The organism is Paraburkholderia sp. SIMBA_030 (genome assembly GCF_046535245.1).
GTDB lineage: Bacteria > Pseudomonadota > Gammaproteobacteria > Burkholderiales > Burkholderiaceae > Paraburkholderia.
The window spans coordinates 379124-398623 of record NZ_JAWRXB010000004.1; the positions used below are offsets into that span (position 1 = coordinate 379124).

Annotated in this window: 18 protein-coding genes and 3 pseudogenes; 9 read left to right on the plus strand and 12 right to left on the minus strand. The window is 59.1% G+C overall.

The features are described 5' to 3' along the window. Nucleotides 1–58 precede the first annotated feature (58 nt). The 4 genes from SB772_RS09275 (at nt 59) to SB772_RS09290 (ending at nt 2043) form a co-directional block, all read left to right on the plus strand. Complete coding sequence (locus SB772_RS09275; protein WP_410832954.1) at nt 59–337, plus strand: hypothetical protein; 279 nt, start codon at nt 59–61, stop codon at nt 335–337. Between the two features lie 142 nt (nt 338–479). Next, nucleotides 480–821, plus strand: coding sequence for a DUF4148 domain-containing protein (locus tag SB772_RS09280; protein ID WP_410832955.1), 342 nt, complete (start codon nt 480–482; stop codon nt 819–821). A 65-nt stretch (nt 822–886) separates the two neighbouring features. Then, entirely contained in the window at nt 887–1267 is a 381-nt protein-coding gene (locus SB772_RS09285; RefSeq protein WP_410832956.1) for a DUF4148 domain-containing protein, read from the plus strand. Between the two features lie 83 nt (nt 1268–1350). Then, nucleotides 1351–2043, plus strand: a complete 693-nt coding sequence (locus tag SB772_RS09290) for a transposase (protein WP_410832957.1) — start codon at nt 1351–1353, stop codon at nt 2041–2043. Here the strand turns inward: SB772_RS09290 and SB772_RS09295 are convergent. Beyond that, a complete protein-coding gene (locus tag SB772_RS09295) occupies nt 1957–2556 on the minus strand; it encodes a transglycosylase SLT domain-containing protein (protein WP_410832958.1) in 600 nt (199 codons plus the stop codon). The two genes, SB772_RS09290 and SB772_RS09295, sit on opposite strands and share 87 nt — an antisense overlap. 414 nt (nt 2557–2970) lie before the next feature. Then, nucleotides 2971–3960, minus strand: coding sequence for a transposase (locus SB772_RS09300; protein WP_410832959.1), 990 nt, complete (start codon nt 3958–3960; stop codon nt 2971–2973). A 610-nt stretch (nt 3961–4570) separates the two neighbouring features. Here SB772_RS09300 and SB772_RS09305 point away from each other — a divergent pair. The 4 genes and pseudogenes from SB772_RS09305 to SB772_RS09320 all read left to right on the plus strand — a co-directional run. Beyond that, nucleotides 4571–4937 (plus strand): annotated as a pseudogene (locus SB772_RS09305) (hypothetical protein); the annotation flags it as partial. Between the two features lie 529 nt (nt 4938–5466). After that, entirely contained in the window at nt 5467–6363 is an 897-nt protein-coding gene (locus SB772_RS09310; protein ID WP_410832960.1) for a sigma factor, read from the plus strand. A 514-nt stretch (nt 6364–6877) separates the two neighbouring features. After that, nucleotides 6878–7090, plus strand: a complete 213-nt coding sequence (locus SB772_RS09315; protein WP_199203015.1) for a hypothetical protein — start codon at nt 6878–6880, stop codon at nt 7088–7090. Further along, entirely contained in the window at nt 7087–7815 is a 729-nt protein-coding gene (locus SB772_RS09320) for a DUF3300 domain-containing protein (protein ID WP_410832961.1), read from the plus strand. The genes SB772_RS09315 and SB772_RS09320 overlap by 4 nt, the downstream gene beginning before the upstream one ends. A 435-nt stretch (nt 7816–8250) precedes the next feature. On the opposite strand, the gene SB772_RS09325 is transcribed toward SB772_RS09320, so the two are convergent. The 4 genes from SB772_RS09325 to SB772_RS09340 form a co-directional block, all read right to left on the minus strand. Continuing rightward, complete coding sequence (locus SB772_RS09325) at nt 8251–9105, minus strand: pirin family protein (protein ID WP_410832962.1); 855 nt, start codon at nt 9103–9105, stop codon at nt 8251–8253. Between the two features lie 45 nt (nt 9106–9150). After that, nucleotides 9151–9681 carry a carboxymuconolactone decarboxylase family protein gene (locus tag SB772_RS09330; protein WP_410832963.1) on the minus strand — a complete coding sequence of 177 codons (531 nt, stop codon included), beginning with the start codon at nt 9679–9681 and terminating at the stop codon, nt 9151–9153. A gap of 39 nt (nt 9682–9720) precedes the next feature. Then, nucleotides 9721–10626, minus strand: coding sequence for an NmrA/HSCARG family protein (locus tag SB772_RS09335; RefSeq protein WP_410832964.1), 906 nt, complete (start codon nt 10624–10626; stop codon nt 9721–9723). Between the two features lie 72 nt (nt 10627–10698). Continuing rightward, nucleotides 10699–11277 (minus strand): YceI family protein, encoded by a 579-nt coding sequence (locus SB772_RS09340; protein WP_410832965.1) that lies wholly within the window; start codon nt 11275–11277, stop codon nt 10699–10701. 192 nt (nt 11278–11469) lie between these two features. On the opposite strand from SB772_RS09340, the gene SB772_RS09345 reads away from it, so the two are divergent. Continuing rightward, entirely contained in the window at nt 11470–12393 is a 924-nt protein-coding gene (locus SB772_RS09345) for a LysR family transcriptional regulator (RefSeq protein ID WP_410832966.1), read from the plus strand. A gap of 125 nt (nt 12394–12518) precedes the next feature. Here the strand turns inward: SB772_RS09345 and SB772_RS09350 are convergent, their stop codons facing one another. The 6 genes and pseudogenes from SB772_RS09350 to SB772_RS09375 form a co-directional block, all read right to left on the minus strand. Then, nucleotides 12519–13016, minus strand: coding sequence for an aconitase X swivel domain-containing protein (locus SB772_RS09350; protein ID WP_410833005.1), 498 nt, complete (start codon nt 13014–13016; stop codon nt 12519–12521). Beyond that, nucleotides 13000–14256, minus strand: coding sequence for an aconitase X (locus tag SB772_RS09355; protein WP_410832967.1), 1257 nt, complete (start codon nt 14254–14256; stop codon nt 13000–13002). The genes SB772_RS09350 and SB772_RS09355 overlap by 17 nt, the downstream gene beginning before the upstream one ends. Nucleotides 14257–14481: 225 nt before the next feature. Further along, nucleotides 14482–15573: pseudogene (locus SB772_RS09360) on the minus strand (IS3 family transposase); the annotation flags it as partial. A gap of 66 nt (nt 15574–15639) precedes the next feature. Beyond that, nucleotides 15640–16803 (minus strand): group II intron reverse transcriptase/maturase, encoded by a 1164-nt coding sequence (gene ltrA, locus SB772_RS09365; RefSeq protein WP_410832968.1) that lies wholly within the window; start codon nt 16801–16803, stop codon nt 15640–15642. Between the two features lie 608 nt (nt 16804–17411). After that, a pseudogene (locus SB772_RS09370) lies at nt 17412–17873 on the minus strand (transposase); the annotation flags it as partial. 862 nt (nt 17874–18735) lie between these two features. Beyond that, nucleotides 18736–19500, minus strand: a complete 765-nt coding sequence (locus SB772_RS09375; RefSeq protein WP_410833006.1) for an SDR family oxidoreductase — start codon at nt 19498–19500, stop codon at nt 18736–18738.

Sequence of the window (19500 nt, forward strand, 5' to 3'; positions counted from 1 at the left end):
ATTCCAACGATGTGCCGCGCAGCGGTGATGAATGTGTGGCCAGCGATGGAGTGACCTGATGCCGTTGATCTGCACCAGCAACTTGCTGGGCGACGCGGTCGCCAATGCATCATGTTTTTTCTACACCCCTGGCAGCTTTGGGAATAAGCGGCGCCCGCTCCCGGTATACCGTAGTGTGAGCACGCCTGATGAAGCCTGCAGCGTTACATCCTCTCACATTGAAGCGAGCAGAGAAAATGGGAACGCGGTGTCCAACGTTCTGGAGCACTGGATTCCGGTCGGTTGCGATGCATACGACGAGAATGTGTTTATGCCGTGGATCAAGGAATCGTTATAGCAGCGAACGCGGCCTTGCTTCGAGCCTGTCTCCGACAGTAAGGCCTCTACGACGCATGCGGTCCGACGGAGCCCGGCTGAGTTTTCCGCGCGCTTCATGATGCAGAACCAGCAATTTCCCGTCATTTATATTGGAGTCCAAAGTGAATAAGCGAATTATGATTTCCTCCCTGATTCTCGCCGCCGCAGCGGGCATTGCGATCAACGCGCTGGCTCAAGAAAAGACCCGGGCGCAGGTTCGGCAGGAGTTGATTGAGGCCGAACGCAACGGTCTGAATTTCGTGAGTGACACGTCGTACCCCGACGTTGCGCCGATCTTTGAACAGCAAGTCGCGCGGCTCAAGCAGCAAAACAGCGACAGTGGGAAGGGTGTTGCAACGACAGGCACAAGCGATGCCGGCCACATCAAACGGGAGACGCCTCCTTCAGATCCGTCAGCCTGCGCTGGACCTGTCAGCTTCTGCACTATTTATTCCGGCTCTTGAGCCACACGTCAACGTGCTTCACTAGTTCCCCGGCAACCGGGTCTTTGTTGGAAGGAGTCAAGATCATGAAAAAGCTCGCCCTGTTGGCACTGACGCTCAGTGCGGTCGTCAGCTCCACATCGACTTTTGCGCAGTCCGCGTCCGTCCCGCTCACCAGAGCGCAGGTACGCGCCGACCTCATCAGGCTCGAACAGGCTGGATACAATCCGTCCGCTAACGATGACGCGACCTATCCTGCCGATATCCAGGCTGCGGAGGCGAAAGTAGCCGCCCAGGACGCTGAGCAGCAAGCCGCCACGCCCCAGCAGCAAAAAAGCGACAGTGGCATGGGCGCCGAAATGAAAGGCACGAGCGATTCCGGCCATAAAAAACAAGATATGCATCCCTCAAATCCGTCGACCTGCGTCGGACCTGTCAGTTTCTGCGATATTTTTTTCGGCTCTTGAGCCACACGCCACCGTGCTACGCTAGAAGTGGTTTCATAAACGCCCCGTGTTAACGTCTCGTGTGCCGTGTTAGCTTGCCTGGCATGGCACGACGAGAAAAACTTGCAGAAGAGCAAGGGTACGAAGCTCATGGTTTTTTCAGATGCTCATATGGTCTTTCACTCGCCGCGCACACGTCTTCTGCTAGCCCACATGACGTCACCCTTGTCGAAGCTACGCTCGATGAAAACGCCGCGTTGGGAGAACCCCGACGAATTATTGGGAATCTTGCCGATGACAGCGATCCGCTCGATGAAAAGCTTGCGCGTCTCCCCGCACCGCAGGAACCATTGCAGGATGGTCGCGCGCTGCGTCGATACCTGCGCCGATGGAAGATCGAGCGTCTGTTCGCATGGCTCAACAAGTTCAAGCGTGTTCTTACTTGCTGGGACCAATGCCATGAACGCTACAACGCCGTTGCCCCATCTCGCCCTCTCGGTCATCCTGCTGCGCCGGTGCTTATAAAACCGGTTCCAAGAGGAACCCACAACAATGTACAAGACCGACGCAATACGCAGCCTTACCGAATGAACCGTCGATGTGGTCGGAGCTGTAGCCCCGTTCGCCTTCCACGAGATGCGATTTTCTCGATCACTCTGCCCCATATTTACTTCTTGAACGTCATCAGCCGATTCCAAACCAAGCCCCGACTACAAACCGAGATCCACTTTCATTGTGCTCATGTGATCGACTACGCGTCGCGCATAGCCCCTGGCGCCCCCGCTATAGCGATATAACGCGTTCTCGAGATTTCCATCTGCCGCTCTTATGTAGTTCAGGAGAATTTCTGACCCGATTCGGACATTCGTGCGCGCGTCAGTCAAATCGGACGTGCGAAGGACGCGGTCTCTGTGCTGAGATGGAAGCACTTGCATGAGTCCCTTGGCGCCAACCACACTTATCGCGAATCGGTCGAAACTAGATTCGACCGCGATCACTGCAAGTAATAAGAACGGCGAGATTGTATAGCACCTGGCTGCGTTCAGCACCGCGTGACCGATTTCCAATGCGTCGGGTAACCCTATATGAAAGCGGGCGCTCACAACAGTTGCGATTTCCTCTGCTGTGGGCGTGCCCTTTCGGGGCGCGTCGAAAGTGTGAGTGGGCGTTTGCCAAACCTGCGAATCAGCGCCATAACACAGTCCCGCTAGCGACCCGAAGACCACAATTTCCGCGAAGACTATACCGCGGAGGCGGTGCGCAATAGCGCGTGGCCAATCGATAAAATCTTCGCTCAGGTCCGCAAACATGATCTATGTTCCTGAAAATTACTACCGCGCACCAAGAGCATTCCCCAAGTGAGCACGGGGCTGCATTGACGGACACTTTCGTCGCTGACACGCTCAAATGACGGCCGTCCAGGCGTTTGGCCGGCGCAGGTATCATTCAATAGAATTTCGTCATCGGACGCGGTGTCGCTGGCGGAAAAACATTCCACGTACCGTCGATGTGCCAGAAGAAAAAGAAGGAAACCCGTCGCTCCTGTCGCGAGACCTCGACGCGCACGAAGCGCGTGCCGCCGATTGCCATTCGACTGAAGTCGCTCACTCGGGCAGGAGCGGCCGGCGTTGGCCTAAGCCATTTCTCCACCACAGAACGAAGCGATCGCTGCGCGAATCTCACACGCTCTGGCGCGGAATTCACTGTAATTGGACTCATTTGGCTTACCTCCGTACCGACACATCATCCCCTTCCCCCTGGTACGCGAAATTTCCCGGAAACACTACGCCGAACTCACGTACAGCAGGCCAAGGTTCGAAGATCGGACTTTCGCCAACAATCGACCCTGGTCTTTTTCGATTCACCGAATACCGATGATAATTATTATGTTTTCCATTTGTACCGTTTATACTAATAAAATACTTACCAGATGTAAAGCATTTCGGGGCTAGGACTATCCCTATGTGGCGGTGCTTTGCGAACACGAGAACCATCAGAACTTTATCGTGAGCTGTGGGGACCGCACGGACCTTCCTGCCGCGCGAATTCGCGTTGATGTTGCACACCATGCCGCGATTGAAAATAGCTTTGCGGTTGCGCCGGCAATCGTACACGCCATCCAGACTCACGACGGTTCCCAGCAGGTCCAGCCCCACCGCGCGGGCGATACGCGTGAGCCGCGGCAGCGCTTCGCGCAACAGTGGCGATTCATTGCGATTGCCCGGGGCCGACACGAACGGCGCGATCGCGTTGCAATTCCGATCACAGAGGGCAACGACCTTGCAACCCTTGACCTTCTTGCGACCGCTGAAGCCGAGGTTGTCGCCTCCCTTCTTCACGGCGCTCGTGGTGCCATCGCCATGAATGACGCGCGTGTCCAGACGCGCGTCCTGATGAAGTCTGAGGAGGACCGAGGCCTCGAAGATGGCATCGAGGCATCCGTCCGCTTCCCACCGCCGGAAAGCGCGATAGATGCGCGTGTAGTGAATTTCAGGGCACCCATGATGATCCTTATCGATGGGCAATTCCTTCCACTGACAGCCCAGATAGAGCAGCCGCAGGATATAGTTGAAGATCGCGTGCGCGCTCAACTTTCGCGCCGGCCCGCGACTGCCCCTGCTCAGATGCGGCCAGACAAATAGCTCGAACTCTTCGACGCTCAATTTCGTTGGAATCGCTTGCCACGACCGGCTTTGGGCCATTTCGACCTTCAAAGCATCGGAATTCTAGCCGATTCGAGCGAGGCGGCCGGAACCCATGCCTCTGGCGCTTTCAGCCGGCTGGAAAAAACCCGCAACCGGTTGAAAAACTCGGGCAAGTTGCACAGGCGCGCTCGAAATCGCGGCATGCCGCCACGTTCGAGGCTCGGGAATAAAGCGGACGCTGGCGTGGTTAGCTCAGTATACGCAGCACGATCGACAGATCACAGCGTTCCGCTACCGACATCTGATCGTCGTGAGCTGCGGCAGAAATGGAAGGAGGCGAACATGAACATCGCCGAGAAGTCCCTGCGGTTCCTGGTAGATAAATGGCTTGCGCCGACTCCGACGACGCGGCTCCGCGTAATTCAATTCGGCCGTACCGGTTGCGAGAGGAGACGCTATGTGCGCGTTGAGGCCTTGGCCCCAAGCGGTTCGCATGCGATTTTCTTCTTTCGGCACGATGACGGCTGCTGGTGTGTATTCCCGCCTGCGATTGCACGGCCGGCATTGACGGGTCGTCGGCTTGCAGCGTAGAGGAGCGCCATACGGGTAAAAGGAGCATCAAATAAAAACGGAAACCACCGCTTTCCTGAGCAACCAGGAAATCTCTGACCGTGCCGCCATGCACCCGTCGCAGCAGGGCAGAGCCGGTCTTTTACAACGGGGGGGCCGTGCCTACCGTGGTTACGCCGGCGTGTGTCCAGTGGGTAATCTGATCCAGCCGCGCGATTACAGCACGACGATCGAAGAGGTACCTGTTCGTTTCCTCGCAAAGGCATCAAACGAAATCCCCGCATACCCGGAGGGCGGGGTCGCTGCGCCGAAAGAGGCCCTGCTGCGCGCACGTCAATGTGTATGACCCGGCGACAATCGCTTTGCCGAGCTGCCTTCAGAACGTCCACCACGTGTTCGGCATGTGGGATTGGCAAGAACGTTTGACCTCCATCGCTGGGCAGTTCGGCCTGAATGCCGAGCGCGTGACATCAGCCGTCTGGCGCATGGCGTCTGGACGCGAGGAAGGTGCAGCAAGCACCGCCGTCTACTTCCGGTAGCATAATCATCCCTCGGGCAAGATGTCACGATATTGCTGCGCGACCTCGATGTCTCGCCGATTCTCCCACAAACGCTTCGCGTCGTCCCGTGCCGTGCAAGTGAGGGCGGTGCGTAGGCGTGGGCCGTGTTCTTCAAACGCTTCCGGCTTGCGGTCCTGCCGCCGCAGTGCCGCAGTTTCGGTCGTCGTTCGTCATGCGTCCCTCGATGTTTTGTCTGGCGGCACTGTGATCGCGGCAAGAATCACTGCGTACTTCAACTCGCGGTAGATCTAGCCGTAGGACCATCGCCAGAGCGGCGTTATTCGTATCCATTTTCTTCAGTTCGAAGCTGGAATAAATTTCGAGCGACTTCGGTATAGGCTAGGAGAGCATGCCAGAGATCAAGCAGACGATCCGCCTGCAAATTCGCGGTGCATGAACGAAATGCGCCGATCCGGCGCGAGCTCGAAGACAGGAGAGCACCGCGATGCTCGAGAGCAGGTCCACCCGCAAAGAGAACCCAGCAGCCCCGCCGCATCTCGAGGCAGCATCCGACCTCGCGCGCCGGCAGACGCGGGGCGTCAGGGAGGCCGAAGACGTGGTCCAGGACGCCTATCTGCGTGCAGTCCGTTCCTTCGACGGCTTCCATGGCGACAATGCGCGCGGATGGGTGCTCGCGATTAGGCGCAACACCTGGTTCACCGAATGGCAACGATGGTGCCAGATGGCCGACGGCGCCCCCTACGACGACGCCCCGCACGGTGAACAGAGGCTTCACGGGTGGCCCGGTGATACAGGCAGCGACTCGCAGAACTTTTCCGTGCGTCGCGACGGCATTCACTCACCTCGCCAAACGCCCGGCGCCCAGTCCGTCGAACATCGGGAGGCCGTCGTACTGCGCGATCTCGAGGGTATGAGCGACCGCGAAAACGCGACTGTCATTGACGTTCCGGTCGGCACGACCATCTCGCGGCTCTCGCGGGATCAGGCGCTGGTTTTTGTAGCCGTCCGAGTAGTACAGGCGGCATCGCCGCACAGACCAGGCGTCCGGCTGGTCAGCGCGCGGCCGCCAATTGATCCATACGACCCGTGCTGTCAGCAATACGCGTGGCGAAGAATCCTCCGACCGTTCGGTCGTCTTGGGCAGAGCATATCCGGCGCTTCAATCCGTTCCCTCAGAATCCGTCCGGGGCGAGAACGAATCTTCGTTCTCGCTCGCAGTACTCGGCAACCAGATCAATGCGCACGCCACCCGGAGCGGATACATCGACGACCTCCAGTTCATGATGTGGATGACATACCAGGTCGCCCTCCCCTCCTACTCGTCATTCGGCCACCTCTACGAAGTACGGTCGGCGAAGCGGCGCAGGCGGTAACGGGTTGATTCACCTTATGTAACTCGGCGTCGGGGCAATCATTGGAAATTACCATGTGTAAACCAGTAGGCATCCAATCCTGTGCGGCAGGGCATCGTGCTGTTTTGCTTGAACAACCCAAAGCCGACCTTCTGGTGGTCAACTGGAGCGGTGCACGCCGGGGCCACTGTAGCGAGCACGTCCGGCGGCTCGGGATAGCAAGCACCGCCGGCCCGTGTGCATTTAGCGCGACAGCGATACGCAAGGGCGACTCCGTATTCAAGCCACACACACGTCCACCGCCATTTAATACCGGTGACATGATTCCGCAAAGCGAAGTGCCTGAACATATCAGTATCGATCGCGGCCCGCTAATGCCAAACCAAACTTCAATAACGTAGTTAGACGGGCTCCGTAAAGCCAATGAACAGCGTTCTGACGGGAGCCACGTCGGATTCGCCGCAATATGTAAGTCATTCGAAACCCAGTTTGTTCGTCGCGCCGATGCGCTCCCTGTCCAGTGCTCGTGTATGCCTGAGGTCGATGATGAAATCGCTGCTGAGTCACCATGAGATCGCCATTCTGTTTCTACTGCTCGATGCGCCCAACCAGGTCGCGCCTGGTGATCCAGATGCGATCGCTCTTCAAGAAGCGAGGCTCGTCGAAATTGTGCCTACGGCTTTCGACGATGGCAGATTTCGGGTAACGCCAGCTGGGGCGGAACTACTCCGTCGTCTTCGCATGACAGCGGATTGAAGTACAAATTGGTTCGAGCCGCAATCGGCGACCGCGCACGGGTCGTAGCCGCATCGGGAGTGTATGGTGAGAGTGAGGTCCAGCCGGCGCCGCAGGCCGCCGCGCCGTTGACGGCAGAGCAGCTCGATCAAATGCTCGCGCCGATCGCGCTCTATCCTGATCCGCTGGTCGCCCAGATCCTGATGGCGGCGACCTATCCGCTGGAAGTCGTCGAAGCCGATCGCTGGGTTCAGCAGCCGGGCAACGCGGCGCTCCAGGGCGGGCAGTTGACTGGCGCGCTCGAGCAGCAGCCCTGGGAACCGAGTGTGAAGTCGCTCGTGCCGTTTCCGCAGGTGCTGAAGATGCTCGATGACAACCTCGAGTGGACCGAGCGCATTGGCGACGCCTTTCTGGCCAGCCAGCCGGCGGTCATGGATTCGATTCAGCGCCTTCGCCAGCGTGCGCAGGCGGCGCCCCGCGCACAGGAAACTCTGTCACCGCAGGTGCCCCACGTACAGGCGCCTCAAGTACTGCGGGCGCCTCCAGCGCAGATGCCGCACCCGATGCCGAGGCCAGCCGCTGTGGTGATACTGCACGTCGCGCCAGGCTTCGCACCGTCCGGTCGCGGCCCTGGCACGCAGGCGCCAGCCATGCCCGGACGCGTCAGCAGCATGCCAGCGCCCGTATTACGTCCTGTGGGCGGGGTGGCGCGGCCGGCAACGTCAGACGGCGCCAGGACACACTGAAGAGCGGCATATCGGCCGCCTGCGGACAACCACGATCAGCGCATCCGGCACAGGCGTCTGACGTATCAAACCTGCAACGATGGACGGCCAGCTGCAGCCCGGACCGGATCCGCGCGTTCACACGTCCTCCGGAATCGGGTTGCAAAAGCTGATGAACAGATCAGGCTGATCGAGAGTCGTCGCGGAGAAAAAAAGCGCGCCCATGAACGGACGCGCAAATCGGAGACAAGAGAAGAAATCACTCAGAAAAAGAAAAACGAAGCCTAATGCGCATTTCATGCAGTTCAACGCGAATCAGGACAGGCGATCGTCGCAAAACGACTCGAAGCCGACGATCGGGCTTGAGCTACCGCAACGACCGCTTCTGCGGGGAACACGGGCCATACGCGCATCCACATCGGAGGGCGACTGCTCTGCCTGTTGATTTGCACGGAATCAACTCACCACGCCCCTGGCGCGCAGATCGAGACCGATGCGCGCAATTTCGCGCTCGCCCTCGATCAGCGCTTCGGGGCTGGTGTGCACCGAGTAGTAGCCTAGGTGGAGATCGTGCGGATGCGGGATTGCCGTACCGAGCACGAAGCGCGTGTCGGTTACAGCTTCGAATTCAATCGCCGCATCGGACTGATCGAATACGGCCAACTCACCTTTGCCGACTGGGTCGGGCGTGCGCAGGCTACCGTCCAATATTGCAATCCAACCGACCCGGTAACCCAGGGGCGGCTGATGAGTCCAGCGCTGGCCGGCCTTGAGCCGCACAACGAAATAGTTGACGCCTGGAGGCGCATCGATCGGGCTGACCGCCTCGCCGCTACTGCCCAGCAGCACGCGCGCCGGGCCGTCCGACGGTACTTCGCTCACTGAAAGATGCTGGCTGAACGCAGGAGCCAGTTCGCGCTCTGGCGGCAAGGCCACCCACAGCTGGAAGGCCTTGACCGGGGGCACAGCAAAGCCAGAATGCCAGACACCACGACCGGCGCTCATCCATTCGATGTCGCCGGCCACCATCGTGCCTTCGCTGCCGATGGATTCGGCATAGCGACCGTGCCCTTCGATCGCCAAGGTCAACGTAGCGATGCCCGAATGCGGATGCCAGCCAAAACCCTGTTGACCAATCGGCTCTTGCGTATCGACGAGATCGAGAGATACGAACGGCTTGATCATCTTGCCGACGTCGGAAGGGCTGACCATGCGGACGACCGGCCCGTGCGCGTCGCCGCGCGTGCGGAAAATAACGTTACGGCCGACACCGACGACGGGCTTGAGCGGAGTGTGGGAATCGACATTCATGGGGCGCTCTCCTGGTATTTTGCTCGCCATCGATGACGTGCCTGGTCAGATATCCGAATCAGTTTGCGCGTAGTTAAGGAAGTATCCCGTGAACATCGTCAGCCCAAGGAACGCGAATGCCTCTGTCAGGTCTTCATCGCTCCAGCCCGCTTGTTGAGCGGCCTTCCACGTGGCGTCGGTGACGTTTCCCGAATTGGCAGTCGCTTCCCTGACCACGCGGGTCAGCGCGTCAACCTTGGTGTCGCCCGTCGTTGTGCCTGTCCGCAGGGCGGTGATCTGCGCTTCGGTCCAACCGTTCACGCCAGCGAATCGACTGGCGATACCGATCATGTAGTCGTTCCCGATCGTGGCCGCAGTGGCGAGATTGAGCGCCCAGCTCACTTTCGGATCCAGAGTGCCGTGCTCGGCGGTCACGGCGCGCAGCGACGCGTACGCCGCCAGCACCGCCGGAGAATGCGCCATCTGCGCATGCAGGTTCAGGGGACGTCCCGTCGGCGCAGACTGGGCAATTTTTTGCAGAAGCGGGCGCGACGCATCGAGCGCGCTTTCGACTGTGTGAGTGGGAATTCGGCTCATGGGTATTAGCTCATTCGTGGTTTGATCAGTGCATTTCGTTCAGGAGGCTGCCGGGATCGCGAAGTTCGCCTTGGCCCATGCGGCAAACCTGGTCGGCTGCTGCCCGGCGACCTTGTTGGCAAGCGCGATCGCGTCGCGCGAATCCGAGCCAAGATAGGTGTGCGCTTCAAAGTAGGCGAGCATCGCTGCGATACCGTCGGCGTGCGGAAACCAGCCGGCAAAAACCTCGCGCGGGACTTGCTTGAACGAGAGCGTGTTTCCTTGTTGATTCAGGCTGGCGATGATCTCGTTGAAGCTCAGGAAATCGCCGACCAGCGCCAGATGTTCGCCGCGCCCCACGAGCTCCGGCTGCGCGAACGCGCCGGCCACGAGGCGACCGAGTTCCGTGATGTCGCCCATATGGATGACGCGCCGCTCCGGATCAAGCGGCAGCGCCCAACCCACGGCGCCGTCCGCTTGTTTCTGCGGAGCCATCAGGCCGATCAGGTTCTGGTAATAGAACGGCGCGATCACGAACGTGTGGTACGGAAATCCGGCTTCACTCACAATGGGTTCGATTTTCGCCTTGGCCGTGAAGTGCGGGACATTGATCGTGCCGCCGCTGATCGCTTCCACATTGGGAAGCGTCGACCAGATGAAGTGCTGTACGCCGGCGTCTTTCGCCGCGTTGACTGCCGCGAGCGCCTGCTTGGGCTCGTCATCTTGTGCTTCCCAGGAATTGGTCACCAGGAAAACGCCGTGTACACCGGCAAATGCAGCTTTAAGCGTTTCCGGGCGATTGAAATCCGCCAGAACGACTTCGTCGCCCAGGTTCGGATGCTTGCCTGGATTGCGCGTCAACGCGCGTACTTTGAATTGACCGCTCGCCTGCAGCGCGCGCACAACGGCGCCGCCTTGCTGGCCGGTTGCGCCCACTACAGCGATGAGCTTCTGGGTGTTCGACATGGTTGTTCTCCATGGGGGTATTTTGTTAGGACGGTGCTCCCTCACGCAGCGAGCGCGGCGGTCCGAACAGGATTACTGTTTCAGCGCTTCGGCCGAGATGAGCAGCCTGGTCTTCATACTGAAGCCGTAAGCCTTGCCGAAGTCGACGCCGAAGTCGCTGCGATCGAATTCGCCCACTGCGTCGACGCCGCACACTTCGCGCTTGAGCATTGGATGTGGCATGCACTTGAACGAGTCGATTTTCAGCGTTAGCGGTTTGGTCACGCCATGCATCGTCAGATTGCCGACGACAGAGGCCGGCTTGTCGCCCTTGAACTTGATCGTTCCCTTGTAGGTCGCTTCCGGGAACTTCGACGCGTCGAAGAACTGATCCGACTGCAGGTTCTGGTCGAGCTTCGTGCTACCCGTGTGGATCGACGCAATGCCGGTCGTCACTTCAACCGTGCCGGTCTCTGCAGCGCGGTCGAGCGTCACCGTGCCTTCCGACTTGTCGAACTTGCCACGCCAGACCGACAGGCCGCCGATGTGGTCGGCCTCGAAACTCGGATACGTGTGTTCCGGATCAAGCTGGTACGTCGATACGTCCGCGAAGGCCGAAAACGACAGTGAGGCGGCGAGTGCACCAGCCGCAATGATCAGATGCTTCGTCAAATCAATGTCCTTGAATCATTAAGTTGCCGCGCCCGTGCGCGGTATCGGGGATATGCAATGCCACCGTAGAGTGGAGCGGGAGAATGGCTTTTTACGGCCACCTCCTGTGTGACACACCAAGTATGTGGATTAAAGACGCTTCACACTAGATGGTAAAGTCGGATTTGATTAATCCATTTATGGAGAGATGTCATGCTCGATCTGAATGATCTGGCGATGTTCGTTCAGGTCGTCCGCGCCGGCAGCTTCTCCGAGGCGGCGCGGCGTCTGCAGATGCCGGCAAATACGCTGAGCCGGCGCATCGATCAGCTCGAAGGGCAACTCGGCACACGTCTGCTGCATCGCTCGACTCGCAAACTCGCGCCGAGCACGGAAGGTCAGGCGCTGTTCGAGCGCTATGCGCCGGCGCTTGATCAGATCCTCGAGATCGGTCGATTCCATGCAGACGAGCAGACACCGTCAGGCTCGGTTCGCGTCACCGCGATGGCTGGCCTGTTCGAATTCTTCCGCATGGAATGGCTGGTCGAGTTCTACGCGCGCTATCCAAACATCAGCGTCGACTTTCTGCTCGACGATACGCCTACCGATCTGATCGCCGAGCGCGTCGATCTGGCCTTGCGCATGGGCATCGAGAGCCGTAGTGGCCTCAAGGTACGTCGGCTGGCGCCGAGTGCAATGATCCTCGCGGCGAGTCCGGCCTATCTGGAACGGCGCGCTGCGCCACGCACGCTGCGTGAACTGGCCGAACACGACTGCCTGACCATTTCCAATCGCCAGGGTCGCAACACGTGGCGTCTGCAGGGTCCAGGCGGTAGTCAGGAAGTGTCGATCAACAGCCGGTTCGCGGTCAACGACATGCGAGTGCTGGCGCAGGCTTGTATAGCTGGACTGGGCATTGCGCTGCTGCCGCAGTTAATAGTTGAGCCAATCATCGCGCGGGGGAAACTGGTACGCGTGCTGCCGACCTATCGGCGCGCCAGCACCGGCCTCGGCCTGCAGCTCGTCTACACGAGCCGACCACCGGTGCCGCCCGCAGTCGCGATCTTCGCCGAATTTCTTTTGGAGAAACTGGGCGACGCGATGACAAACCCCTCACAGAGACTTGCCAGCCGATAAGTTCGTCACCTTACCCAGGGCGCGCGAAGCGTAGGAGTCGATTTACCGCCGAACAGATCATCGCGCGCTCATGTCAGCGATACCACGGTTCAAGCTTGTGCCGACCGATGGTAAGGACTTGAACCCTATGGATTGCGGCTCCCGTCACGTTTACTGTCAGTGACGTAAATTCTCGCGGGGCGCGACGTATCGCTGGCGTCAATCTCCAGTGTTGCGGTAAAAGACGCAATTTGCGCGAACACGTCTTCGCCAACACTCACGACGGGTACGTTTAGGGCATAGAGTTCGTTGGCGGCAATAACGCCTATGGCAAGAATCAGGTCGCGTTCTGCCAGTACGATGCCGCTGGGGCCAGTCCCGTTGCGCAAAGCTTCAGCCAACACGCTGCTGCTGGAACTGGACCCGCGCGCCCGCGGCATCACAAGTATCCGGTCTTTCAGGCTTTGTCCGTAGCCCGCATGCGTCTTGTCGATGATCATCCCGTTTTCAGCGTCGTAACCGCCCCAGAAGCTCAGCGGGGGAAGCGCGATTGTGAGGCCGCTTGCTCGCCCCGGTACGAGGACCTGGCCGTCGAGCTCGAGAGTGGGCGGGATCGTGGTTGTAGCTCTAGCCGGCCAGTTCATCAATGCAAACTCTCCCTTCGAAGGCGGAACGAACACATTCAGTCATGCTCCCGAACGCGACTGTGACGCCGATGTTCGCAGGCGCATAGTGAGCCCACTTCCCTGAGTTAGTCATCACCAGTCCGTTGATCTGTTTCATCACGGGGGTGATGTAGGTACATGTGTCCACCACAATCTGAACGCCGCGCGAGGCGAGTTGCTGGGCGAGTCCTTCCTCTTCGATCTGCCACAGAACATAACGGCTCGTATTGACATAGAAGTCGCATCGGAGCGGCCCTTCGTGTGATTCGAACAGTTTGGCGAGCCGGCGGAACTCGTCGACCGAAAAATGCGGTGTTCCCAGACTGATCGCGGCGAGTGGCCCGCTGGAGCGAGCATCGTTCCACTTACGATGGATCGCAACAAGGTCCGCCTCGCTGACAATAATCACCTGTTCCGGCTCGCCACCCTGTAGCGCGGCGTCAAGCGTCGAAGCTTCTGGGGTAATTCCTACCGCGTGGAAGAGCGCCACTGAGCCGCTGGATGCGGCCGCAGCGCCAAGAGATTTCAATTCGTCTTCTGTCGTGTCCGCGGGTAATCCAGTGATCGCGGCTACCGTTGCCCCAGCTTTAAGACCGAGAAGAAAGCCGAGAGCGGCAAAGCAGGCGTCGCGCCGCGATGAATCACTGAGGTCGGGCGCTGCGAACACAAGATGGGCGGCCCGGTTTTCGGTGACATGCAATCCGGCATATGGGACGCGGCCAGTCATTGCCGCCGCGAGATCGAGAAAATCGCCGTAGCGACTCGTCCGGGCGCCCAATACTGAGTTGGCGAAAACAATCGCATTCGATTCAGCCCACGCGATCTGATCGCCCAGGCGTGGGCGGTGCTTTAGCTGGTACGGTGCGCACGTAAAGGTAGATTCGCATCCGAGTTCCAGATGTGCCTCCATAAGGCGCTTTGCTGCGTTCGCAGTTTCCGGTTTGCCGCGATACAACTCCGGGTGTATGAGGTCGAGCGAGCCGACATTGAGTGTGGTCGGAACGGCGACCCGCGTTCCGCATGCGACAAAGCGCTCGACGAAATCGAGATTCACGGATCCGTGATACAGACACCCGTCGATGTGAGCGGAGGAAATGTCGACAAGTCTTTGAGCGTTCATCACACGCGCCGTGGCGACGACTATACGCATCGCAAGCGCAGCACCATCACCAAATTCACCACTTAGCATCGCTTTGTCACGAACCGATAGCTCAAGCACTGTCGCCTCTTTGTCGTGGTCACTCGCAGCAGGAATCAGGATACTCCACGTTCGCATTGACGACCGTGTATGGCCAGGCGGACGTTCACTGAATTTAATGCCTCGCATCGAACTAATTTGTCGACCGTCTCCTGTGCTCAGGCGTTGCACGAGGCCGTTTCCTTACGGAGGTTCTGATCAAGCACGCGGCAAAGCGGCGGTTGTCAACGTACTTGTCGCGTCACTTCATGCGAACTGCTTTAGTTCTGCCGGTTGCATGCGCTCCGGATTGAGCCAGACTTCATCCTTCAATTTCCAGTTGCGCGTCGATCGGGACCAGCGCCGTGGATTGCGCTGCCTGGCCGCTGCATAAACGGCCTCACGTTGCGCAAGCACTGCGGTCGCCACGCCGTTATGGCGCTGCGCCGGCGTGACGAATTTCAGGCCGCTATGTTTGTGCTCCTGGTTGTACCAACACACGAACTGCTGCGTCCAGGCCCGCGCCTCATCAATGCTGCCGAACGGCCTGCGTGGATAGTCGGGCCGGTACTTGCAGGTGCGGAACAGTGACTCCGCGAACGGGTTGTCGTTACTCACACGCGGCCGGCTGAACGAGGCCACGACGCCCAGGTTCTCCAGGGTGGCGAGCATCGTCGCGCCCTTCATCGGGCTGCCGTTATCCGAGTGCAGCACCAGAGGGCGTCCTGCCAGACCCTCGGCCAGACTGGCACGCCGCATCAGTAACGCGGCCAGTTCCGCCGATTCAGCTTCATGCACTTCATGAGCAACAATCTTGCGGCTGAATACGTCCAGCATCATGTACCAGTAGTAGTACTGGCCCTTGACCGCCGCCGGCATCCACGTGATGTCCCACGACCAGACCTGATTCGAACCAGTGGCACAATGGCTGGTCACCACCCGGGCTGAAGGCTTGCGCGCACGGCCGCGGTGATGCTGCTGCGAAGCGCTGCGCAGCACGCGGTAAAAGCTCGACTCCGACGCGAGGTACACGCCGCGATCTGCCAGGCTCGGCACGATCTGGCTGGGCGGCAGGCTGGCAAACTCCGCGCTGTTGGCGACCTCAAGGATCTGCTGCCGTTCGGCCTCACTCAAGCGACTGGACGGTGGCGGGCGCCCGGTCGTGGTGCGGCCATCGGCACGCACCGCGTCGCCGTCACCCACCCAGCGCTGGAACGTGCGCAGGCTCACACCCAGCTCATCGCAAGCCTTGTCCAGCCGGCAGCCTGACTGCGCCGCCTCGCGTATCAACGATATGCATAACAGGCGATCCGGGACGTTGATCAATCGTCCTCTTTGTCTCCCCAGAGTCGAGTAGCCCGGCGGAACTTCCCCGCCAGGCCCTCACAGATCCGTACGTGAACCTCTCGGTTCATACGGCTCTTGTCATCCAGCCGATGGCAATACCCCCAGCGTCCAGTGGTACAGCAGATCCGGCGCACGCTCGGCCAGCCGCCTGAGCCAGGTCCGGGCCTTGGCACGACTCCGTTTGAATCGGCGATATTTGCGTACCGCCCATTTCCCCAGAATGTCGTTGAGGTGGGCAATCACGCGCTTGAACTCGCTCATGTAGAACGCCGCGTAATAGTTCCACCATCCTCGCAAGGCTGGATTGGCCTGCGTAGCGATATCCTCGATCCCAGCCTCCGTCCAGCGACCGATATTCCACGTCCGCATTTTCTCGCGGATGCGTTTCGCGGCCTTGCCGCTGAGGGCAGGACTGAAACTGTTGAAGTAAACGCCCCGCTTGCTTTTGGCCAGCCGGCCACGGAAGGTGTATCCCAGAAAGTCGAAACTCGTGGTGGGATAGTCTTTCTTGCGATTCCCATCCCGGCAGTACACGATCCTCGTCTTCTCAGGATGCAATTCCAGACCACAGGCCGCCAGACGTGCACCGATTGCCTCCTGCAACCGTCTGGCTTCGGCTTCGCTTTTGCAGTGGACCAATCCATCGTCCGCATACCGCACGAACGACGTGTCCGGAAAGTGCCTCGCCATCCAGGTATCGAAGGCATAATGCATATAGAGATTAAACAGTATCGGGCTGACGACACCACCCTGCGGCGTGCCCTGCGTCCGCGACACCATTTCCTGCCCCCTCATCATGGGCGCCTTCAACCAGCGTTCCACGTACAGCTCCACCCAAGTGCAACGGGCATGTTGCCGCACCGCTTTCATCATGAGTTCGTGATCAACGTGGTCAAACGCACCTTTGATGTCAAATTCCAGTACCCAGTCGTATTTCCAGCATCGACCCCGGACAGCAGCAAGCGCATCCAGCGCCGACCTGGAAGGACGGTAAGCATAGGAATCCGGATGGAAACAGGGCTCTACCTGCGCTTCAAGATAATTGCGCACAACCGCCTGGGCAACGCGGTCCGCCACGGTCGGAATTCCCAACAACCGCTTGCGGGTCCTGTCATTTCCCTTCGGGATTTCCACGGCACGCACAGGTGGCGGAAAGTAGCTCCCTGAAGACATCCGGTTCCACACCTTGTACAGATTGCGTCCAAGCTGCTGTCCAAATGCCTCGATGGTTTGCCCGTCCACACCATGCGCTCCATGGTTCGCTTTCACCTGAAGCCATGCTGCCCACACAGACTGCTTCGTTATTGCAAACGGCCTGGCGCGACTCATCGGCTCATCCCATTGTCTGGTTGGCCCACAGGTCTTGCCGGATGACGCATTCCCTTCGCTCCACCCCCATTACGAGGCTTCACAGCTACTACGGAATGCTCCGCCCCTGTACCCCGCATCGGTACTCTCGCCTTCTTTGAGTCCTTCAAATCAAGCTTCTCCCTTCGCATCGGGATGACAGGTTCCTATGTTCCGTTCAATCGCCTGGAGTAACGTCACGCCGTCTTTATGCCGGTCGCCACCAAGCCAGTCATCAGGCTCCCGCTTGGTTTGTCCCAGGGTCAGGCGAGGACCCTGGTTTTGACGACGGGTGGAAAAAGCTATCGACACCTCGTCAACGGTTCGCTTGCGCTCGTCTCGTTATTCCATACCTGACGCATTCACTGCGCCTTTTCTTCAACGCTCACCACCACGGCTCTTTACCGCAGCAGCTTGAAGTGGTTTGATGTCTTCTCCTGAAAGACGACATCGAGGGGCCTGCCCTCATCGATCAAACAGCTTTCATAGCACACTCGCCTGGGCTTTTTTCTCAGAATCAGCAGCGCAGCCGCTTCTGCCAGCGCCTTCTCCTTGCGCTGCAATTCCTTCTCGAGCTGCTGGATGCGCCGTTTGTCGTCTTTCGACTGATGGCGCTGCTCGCGTGCCTGCTCGGCAGCATTCGCGTTGGCCGACCGGCAGGCGGCTCGTCACGCCGCGATCTGTTCGGGATAAAGACCTTTGCGGCGGCAATACTCGGCCAGCTCCGCTGCATTGAGCGGCGCAGTTTCCAGTACTACTGCAAACTTGTCCTCCGAAGACCATCCTTCGGGATTCTTCCCATCGCCCGGCACGGCCAACCCTTGTCCTTTCGCCTGTCGGCGCCACGTGTCCAACGTCTGTTCGGTAATCCCCGTTTCTCTGGCCAGCGCCGAAACCAGCGCGTTCTCCGGCGGCATCATGCGACGCACCAGCGCTTCTTTTCTTTCTGCTGAGTAGGCTTTCATTCACCCTGATTTTACCGCCCCCGGACCATGTCTATAAGAATCAGATAACACGACAAGTAGTCTGACGCCGGGGGACATTGCGCACAGCCAACGCGCGCAGGTATTGGAATCATTCGCGGACAGAGTGATATGGCTCGACAGTTGACGGTACCTACTCGTGCGCGCACTGGCACAGGCCGACGCTACCGATGTGGCCGCTCAGGATTAATGCGCCAATATCGGCCGTTGGCCGTTATATTTTTGGATGCGTTCTAGAAAGTTCAAAGTTAAGCGAACCAAACTCCAGATAGTTCAAACTTAAGTGAACCGCGGGTTCAGAGTTGGCTGAGCGGCACGCCCCGAAAGCCTTATCCAAGCGGTATGACCAGTTCAAAGTTAAATGAATCTCGACAACTGCGCCGCGCAGCAATAAATTTACGAGAAGTTGAAAGCGGCACGATCGTCAAAGATGCAACGATTCAGCCTCACCAGTCATCCGTTATCGATAACCGCCAGGCGACGTACGTGCTCGTTGTTCTCCGAGGCGGCCATCGCGTTGCAGGCGGGTTTGTGTTTTGTGGTGAATGTAGTCGGCAAAGACGGTTGATATGACTCCGCTTGTCAAGAGGGGATCGGTTTTGGGTTTTGATCTGCCATCTGAATTTCCTGAGGGCGACGTAGCAGTAAATCTCGACGGTGGATCATGCTGATATCCGCGGGTTGGTTACCGCATTACAGAAGTCCGCCCAGCGAGCCTGCCGCTATCTAGCGGTCATTAAGGGCAACGCCCGGTTCAAGACGTTGACGTTGACGAAGCGCAGCCAGGCCACGTCGACGATCTCGTCAAACGAATCGTTTTGAACGTCGGACGCCGCCAAGGGGTTCACGTACGCGTAATCGATGCGCCGCCATCGACTAGCGAAGCGGTACCGGTCACGAAGGACGAGTCATCGGACGCGAGATAAAGCACCGAGCGGGCGAGCTCTTCCGGCCGTGCAACCCGCTTGAGCGCATGCAACCCGGTCACGAAGGCCTGCGACTCGGCGGTGTCGTTCATGTCGCGATACATCGGTGTGTCCACGGCGCCAGGCAGAATGGCGTTGACGCGCACGCCTTGCGGTCCATACTCGGCAGCAAGCGCCTGCGTCAGCCCAATCAATCCGGCCTTGCTCGCAGCGTATGCCGCGGTGCCCGGGAACGCGAATGAATAACCGACGAACGTCGACGTGAAGATAATTGATCCGCCACCTTGCTTCAGCATTTCGGGGATCTGGTGCTTCGCACCCAAAAAGGCGCTCGTAAGATTAGTCGCCAATGCGGCCGACCAGCCTGCCTCTGACACGCCCGTGGTCGGGCCCATTTCGCCCAGAGTCCCGGCGTTGTTATAGGCGATGTCAAGACGGCCGAAACGGCTAACGGCGAGCACGACCAGCGCTTTCGCGAAGTCTTCTGACTGCACGTCGCCCGCGAGAAACGCAGCCTCACCGCCTTCCCTGACGATCTCGGCAGCGAGCGTTTCAAGCTCAGCTTCGCGGCGCGCCGCGATCACCACTTTGGCGCCTTCCGCGGCGAACAGTTTTGCGGTGGCACGGCCAATTCCCGCACTTGCGCCGGTCACTATGGCGACTTTTCCTGTCAAGCGTTCCAT

Excerpts from the sequence above, each read along its gene's own strand:
- SB772_RS09275 (WP_410832954.1), top strand. The coding sequence starts at position 59 with ATGCCGTTGATCTGCACCAGCAACTTGCTGGGCGACGCGGTCGCCAAT.
- SB772_RS09285 (WP_410832956.1), top strand. The coding sequence starts at position 887 with ATGAAAAAGCTCGCCCTGTTGGCACTGACGCTCAGTGCGGTCGTCAGC.
- SB772_RS09290 (WP_410832957.1), top strand. The coding sequence starts at position 1,351 with ATGGCACGACGAGAAAAACTTGCAGAAGAGCAAGGGTACGAAGCTCAT.
- SB772_RS09295 (WP_410832958.1), bottom strand. The coding sequence starts at position 2,556 with ATGTTTGCGGACCTGAGCGAAGATTTTATCGATTGGCCACGCGCTATT.
- SB772_RS09310 (WP_410832960.1), top strand. The coding sequence starts at position 5,467 with ATGCTCGAGAGCAGGTCCACCCGCAAAGAGAACCCAGCAGCCCCGCCG.
- SB772_RS09315 (WP_199203015.1), top strand. The coding sequence starts at position 6,878 with ATGATGAAATCGCTGCTGAGTCACCATGAGATCGCCATTCTGTTTCTA.
- SB772_RS09325 (WP_410832962.1), bottom strand. The coding sequence starts at position 9,105 with ATGAATGTCGATTCCCACACTCCGCTCAAGCCCGTCGTCGGTGTCGGC.
- SB772_RS09330 (WP_410832963.1), bottom strand. The coding sequence starts at position 9,681 with ATGAGCCGAATTCCCACTCACACAGTCGAAAGCGCGCTCGATGCGTCG.
- SB772_RS09335 (WP_410832964.1), bottom strand. The coding sequence starts at position 10,626 with ATGTCGAACACCCAGAAGCTCATCGCTGTAGTGGGCGCAACCGGCCAG.
- SB772_RS09345 (WP_410832966.1), top strand. The coding sequence starts at position 11,470 with ATGCTCGATCTGAATGATCTGGCGATGTTCGTTCAGGTCGTCCGCGCC.
- SB772_RS09350 (WP_410833005.1), bottom strand. The coding sequence starts at position 13,016 with ATGAACTGGCCGGCTAGAGCTACAACCACGATCCCGCCCACTCTCGAG.
- SB772_RS09375 (WP_410833006.1), bottom strand. The coding sequence starts at position 19,500 with ATGGAACGCTTGACAGGAAAAGTCGCCATAGTGACCGGCGCAAGTGCG.